Raw genomic sequence first — 5,015 nt, forward strand, 5'->3', positions numbered from 1 at the left:
GCTCGGCCTCGGCCGCAGCGTCGTTGAGCGCCGCGGCGTTGGTGCCGCGGTCGTCCTTGAGTTTCTCGTTCAGGGCGTTTTCGTTGGAAACCTGGTTCTGGATGCTTTTCCAGTCGATCGGATCCCGCTCCTGCCGCTCGCGGGCCAGCCGCTCCAGACGGTCGCGCTCCTGCTCCAGTTCGGCCAGCGTCTGCAGGTCGATGTACATTCCCTGGGTATGGGGTTTGCGCCCGACGACAATCTTCGACGAAACGAAGACAATCATCAGCACCAGATAGGCTATAAGCGTCACGCACAGTCCGATACGATGGTCGTACGTCCACGTTCCGACATCCTCGCGGCGGTTGTCGAACGGAAGTTTGAGGCGCGGACGGCGCTGCGGTTTCGGTTTGTTATCGGGAATATTCTCTGCCATTACGGGTTGTCATAATTTTGAGCAAAAATAGCGTTTTTTAACGATTTTTTCATATCTTTGGCCGCAAATAATCAGAAACACTGCTTATGTCGACAAAACAACAAACGCTGAAGGCACCGATTTCATTCTCCGGAAAGGGCCTCCATACGGGCGTCAAAGTGACCATGACCGTCAATCCTGCCGATGCCGACACAGGAATCGTATTCCGCCGCACGGACATCGAAGGACAACCCATAATTCCCGCACTCTGCGATAACGTCGTAGACACTTCGCGCGGTACGACCATCGAAGCCGGAGGTCACCGCGTAAGCACCATCGAACACATCATGTCGGCCCTCTGGACGCTGGGCGTGGACAACGCCCTGATCGACATTGACGCCGCAGAAACCCCCATCATGGACGGCTCGGCATGCGCCTACGCCAAAGCCATCACCGAAGCGGGCGTCATCGACCAGGAGGCAGAGCGCAAGTTCTACCACGTGACCGAGAAGATGGTCTACACCATCCCCGAAAAGGGCGTGGCCATCATCCTCTACCCCGACGACGAATTCTCCGTTTCGCTGCACGTGGACTACAACTCGAAAGTCATCGGCAACCAGTACGCCACGTTCAACCCCGGCGACAACTTCGCCGACAAAATCGCCCCCTGCCGCACGTTCGTCTTCCTGCACGAACTGGAGCCGCTGATGAAAATGAACCTCATCAAGGGCGGCGATTTGGACAACGCTATCGTCGTGGTCGAAAACCCAGTTCCCGACGAACAGCTGGAGCACCTCAAGAAAATCTTCAACAAGCCCGACATCGAAATCAACGCGGGCTACCTGAACAACCTCGAACTGCGTTGCAACAACGAGCTGGCGCGTCACAAGCTGCTCGACCTGCTGGGCGACTTCGCCCTGCTGGGCGTACGCATCAAGGGCCGCGTCTGGGCCACCCGCCCGGGCCACTTCGCCAACACGGAGTTCATGAAGCAGCTCAAGCACACCATCCGCAAGGCCGGCGAGAAACCCCGTTACCAGTACGACTGCCGCAAGCCGCCCCTGTACGACATCAACGACATCCGCCACCTGCTGCCCCACCGCCCTCCGTTCCTGCTGGTGGACCGCATTTTCTACCGCGACGCGACGGACGTGGCCGGCATCAAGAACGTGACGATGAACGAGCCCTTCTTCGTGGGGCACTTCCCCGAGGAGCCCGTCATGCCGGGCGTGCTGATCGTCGAAGCCATGGCGCAGTGCAGCGGCATCCTGGTGCTGGGCGACGTGCCCGACCCGGAGAACTACTCGACCTACTTCATGAAAATCGACGGCGTGAAATTCAAACGCAAGGTTGTTCCGGGCGATACGCTCCAGTTCGAAATCCACCTGCTGGAACCCATCCGCCGCGGCGTGGCCGTCGTGGAGGCCAAAGCCTTCGTGGGCGAAACGCTTGCGTGCGAAGCCGTACTGATGGCGCAGGTCGTTAAAAACAAAAAATAACCGAAATGATCAGCAACCTGGCGTATATCCATCCCGACGCCAAAATCGGGAACAATGTTACGGTAGAGCCCTTCGCCTGCATCGCGGGCGACGTCACGATCGGCGACGACTGCTGGATAGGCCCCGGGGCCGTAATCCACGACGGCGCCCGTATCGGAAAGGGCTGTAAGATACACACCGCGGCATCCATCTCCTGCCTGCCGCAAGACCTGAAATTCGCCGGCGAAGTGACGACGGCCGAAATCGGCGACTACAACGACATCCGCGAGTACGTCACCATCAGCCGCGGCACCGCCTCGCGCGGCAAAACCGTGGTCGGCGACCACAACCTGCTGATGGCTTACGTGCACATCGCGCACGACGACGTGGTCGGCAACAACTGCGTCATCGCCAACCGCGTATCGCTCGCCGGAGAGGTCGAGGTCGGCGACTGGGTCGTGATCGGCGGACATGCCGCCATCCACCAGTGGACGCGCATCGGCGACCATGCCATGATTCAGGGCGGCGCGCTGCTGGGACAGGACGCACCGCCGTTCGTAATCGTGCGCAACGACACGATGCGCTTCGCGGGCATCAACAAAATCGGCCTCGCGCGCCGCGGCTTCACGCCCGATCGCATCGCCGAAATACACGACGCCTGCCGCATCCTTTTCCAGAGCGGGCTGAATTACATGTCGGGCTGCGAGGAGGTCGAAAAACAGGTGCCGCAGAGCGCGGAGCGCGACCAGCTGGTGAAATTTATCCGCGATTCGAAGCGCGGCATCATCAAACCCTACGAGGCCAAGGCCAAAGAGGAGTAAAATTTTCGCATAAATATTGGTATATCGGAAATTTTCACTATATTTGCATTGTCGAAAGACAAGGTTAAGCGGTAAGGGGACGGTGAGTCCCCTTATTTTATACTTACTCACGACCGAATTTCTGTGATATGATCGACACCAAAAAGATAATCGAAGCGGCGGAACGCAACCTGCAGGGCACGGACATGTTCGTGGTGGGATGCACCTGCACGCCCGGAAACGACATCGAACTGCTCGTCGACAGCGACACGTCGGTAGCCATCGACGCCTGCGTGCGGCTGAGCCGCGCCGTCGAGGCCGAATTCGACCGCGACGAAGAGGATTTCTCGCTGACCGTGGCGTCGGCCGGAATCGGCTCGGAGCTCAAATGCCTGCGCCAGTACCGCAAACTGGTCGGCAGCACGGTCGAGGTGCTGCTCGCATCGGGAGTCAAGGTGCGCGCACGGCTCGAAGCAGCCGACGAGCAAGGCATCACCCTCTCCTACGAGGAGAAACAGGCCGTCGAAGGCAAGAAACGCAAGCAGACGGTGACCGTCACGCGCAGCTACGCGTTCGGCGACATCAAGTCGACACGCGAATACCTCGACTTCAAATAACACACGGACAAATCAAAAACAAGATAAACGACACAATGGACAATCTCAACCTTATCAGCAACTTTGCCGAGTTCAAAGAGCTGAAGAACATCGACAAAAGTACGATGATCGGCGTGTTGGAGGACGTTTTCCGCCACGCTTTGCAGAAACAGTACGAAACGGACGAGAATTTCGACGTCATCATCAACCCCGAAAAGGGCGACCTCGAAATCTGGCGCAACCGCACCGTCGTAGAGGACGGCGCCGTCGAGAATCCCAACATGCAGATCGCCGTGTCGGAGGTCAAGGCCATCGACCCGACCTACGAAATCGGCGACGAGTATGCCGACGAAATCAAACTCCAGTCGTTCGGGCGCCGCGCCGTGTTGTCGCTGCGCCAGAACCTCGCATCGCGCATACTCGATTTGGAGAAAGCCAGCCTGTACGAGAAGTACTCGGAGAAGGTCGGCGAGATTGTCACCGGCGAGGTTTACCAGGTGTGGAAAAAGGAGGTGCTCATTCTCGACGACGAGGAGAACGAGCTGATCCTGCCCAAGGCCGAGCAGATCCCCAACGATTTCTACCGCAAGGGCGACACCATCAAGGCCATCGTCAAGAGTGTCGAGATGAACAACAACCAGCCGCGCATCATCCTTTCGCGTACGGCCAACCAGTTCCTCGAACGGCTGTTCGAGCAGGAGGTTCCCGAAATCTTCGACGGGCTGATCACCATCAAGAAAATCGTCCGCATCCCGGGCGAGCGCGCCAAAGTCGCCGTGGAGTCGTACGACGAACGCATCGACCCGGTAGGCGCCTGCGTCGGCATGAAGGGCTCGCGCATCTACTCCATCGTCAAGGAGCTGCGCAACGAGAACATCGACGTGGTAAACTACACGGCCAACCCGTCGCTGATGATTCAGCGCGCGCTGAACCCCGCGAAAATCTCGAGCATCACCATCGACGAGGAGAAGATGACCGCCTCGGTCTACCTCAAGCCCGACCAGGTGTCGCTGGCCATCGGCAAGGGCGGCCTGAACATCCGCCTCTCGAAGATGCTCACGGGCTACGACATCGACGTATACCGCGAGGTCGAGGAGGAGGACGTGGCCCTCACCGAATTCGCCGACGAAATCGAAAGCTGGATTATCGACGCCCTGAAGAACGTCGGCTGCGACACCGCCAAGAGCGTGCTGGAGCTGCCCGTCGAGGAGATCGCCGCCCGCGCCGATTTGGAGCTGGAGCAGGCGCAGAAAGTGGTGCAGATTCTGAAAGCCGAGTTCGAAGAGTAATTAAAAGCAAGAAAGGAGATAACACGATATGGGTAACGAAAGAAAATTAAGGCTCATCCAGGTTGCAAAGGAGTTCAAGGTGGGATTGAATACCATCACGGACTTCCTGCAAAAGAAGGGCATCAAGAGCGACGGGTCGCCGAACACGCTGGTCGACGCCGAAACTTATGCCGTTCTGGAGAAAGAGTTCGGGGCGAACCGTGCCGCAGGCAATGCGCGCGACTCGATCCGTGAGCGAATCTCCCTGAAGCAGACGACCATAACCCTCGAAGAAGCTAAAAAGCAGGAGCGCGAGGAGGAAAAAGAGGTGGTCATCAAAAGCAACGTCATCAGCGTCAAGGACGAAATCCAGCAGCCGAAGATTCTCGGCAAAATCGACCTTTCGCCCAAGCCCAAGGCGGCGCCCGCACCTGCGCCCGTACCCGCCCCTGCGGCGGAAGCGGCCAAACCCGCGGAGC

Annotated in this window: 4 protein-coding genes and 2 pseudogenes; 5 read left to right on the forward strand and 1 reads right to left on the reverse strand. The window is 58.4% G+C overall.

Annotated elements, in window-relative coordinates:
- A pseudogene (locus tag QZT71_RS11870) lies at window positions 1-415 on the reverse strand (energy transducer TonB); the annotation flags it as partial.
- An 86-nt stretch (window positions 416-501) separates the two neighbouring features.
- Between QZT71_RS11870 and QZT71_RS11875 the strand changes: the two are divergent.
- The 5 genes and pseudogenes from QZT71_RS11875 to QZT71_RS11895 form a co-directional block, all read left to right on the forward strand.
- On the forward strand, window positions 502-1,893 hold the full coding sequence (locus QZT71_RS11875; protein ID WP_295916492.1) for a bifunctional UDP-3-O-[3-hydroxymyristoyl] N-acetylglucosamine deacetylase/3-hydroxyacyl-ACP dehydratase: 1,392 nt from the start codon (window positions 502-504) through the stop codon (window positions 1,891-1,893).
- 5 nt (window positions 1,894-1,898) lie between these two features.
- Window positions 1,899-2,693 carry an acyl-ACP--UDP-N-acetylglucosamine O-acyltransferase gene (lpxA, locus tag QZT71_RS11880; protein ID WP_295916495.1) on the forward strand — a complete coding sequence of 265 codons (795 nt, stop codon included), beginning with the start codon at window positions 1,899-1,901 and terminating at the stop codon, window positions 2,691-2,693.
- 128 nt (window positions 2,694-2,821) lie between these two features.
- The gene (gene rimP / locus QZT71_RS11885) at window positions 2,822-3,289 is read left to right on the forward strand and encodes a ribosome assembly cofactor RimP (RefSeq protein WP_295916498.1); all 468 of its coding nucleotides are present in this window, start codon (window positions 2,822-2,824) and stop codon (window positions 3,287-3,289) included.
- 35 nt (window positions 3,290-3,324) lie between these two features.
- Window positions 3,325-4,557 (forward strand): transcription termination factor NusA, encoded by a 1,233-nt coding sequence (gene nusA / locus QZT71_RS11890; protein ID WP_295916499.1) that lies wholly within the window; start codon window positions 3,325-3,327, stop codon window positions 4,555-4,557.
- A 28-nt stretch (window positions 4,558-4,585) separates the two neighbouring features.
- A pseudogene (locus QZT71_RS11895) lies at window positions 4,586-5,015 on the forward strand (translation initiation factor IF-2); the annotation flags it as partial.

The sequence above is a fragment of the uncultured Alistipes sp. genome (genome assembly GCF_902388705.1).
GTDB lineage: Bacteria > Bacteroidota > Bacteroidia > Bacteroidales > Rikenellaceae > Alistipes.

Excerpts from the sequence above, each read along its gene's own strand:
- QZT71_RS11875 (WP_295916492.1), top strand. The coding sequence starts at position 502 with ATGTCGACAAAACAACAAACGCTGAAGGCACCGATTTCATTCTCCGGA.
- lpxA (WP_295916495.1), top strand. The coding sequence starts at position 1,899 with ATGATCAGCAACCTGGCGTATATCCATCCCGACGCCAAAATCGGGAAC.
- rimP (WP_295916498.1), top strand. The coding sequence starts at position 2,822 with ATGATCGACACCAAAAAGATAATCGAAGCGGCGGAACGCAACCTGCAG.
- nusA (WP_295916499.1), top strand. The coding sequence starts at position 3,325 with ATGGACAATCTCAACCTTATCAGCAACTTTGCCGAGTTCAAAGAGCTG.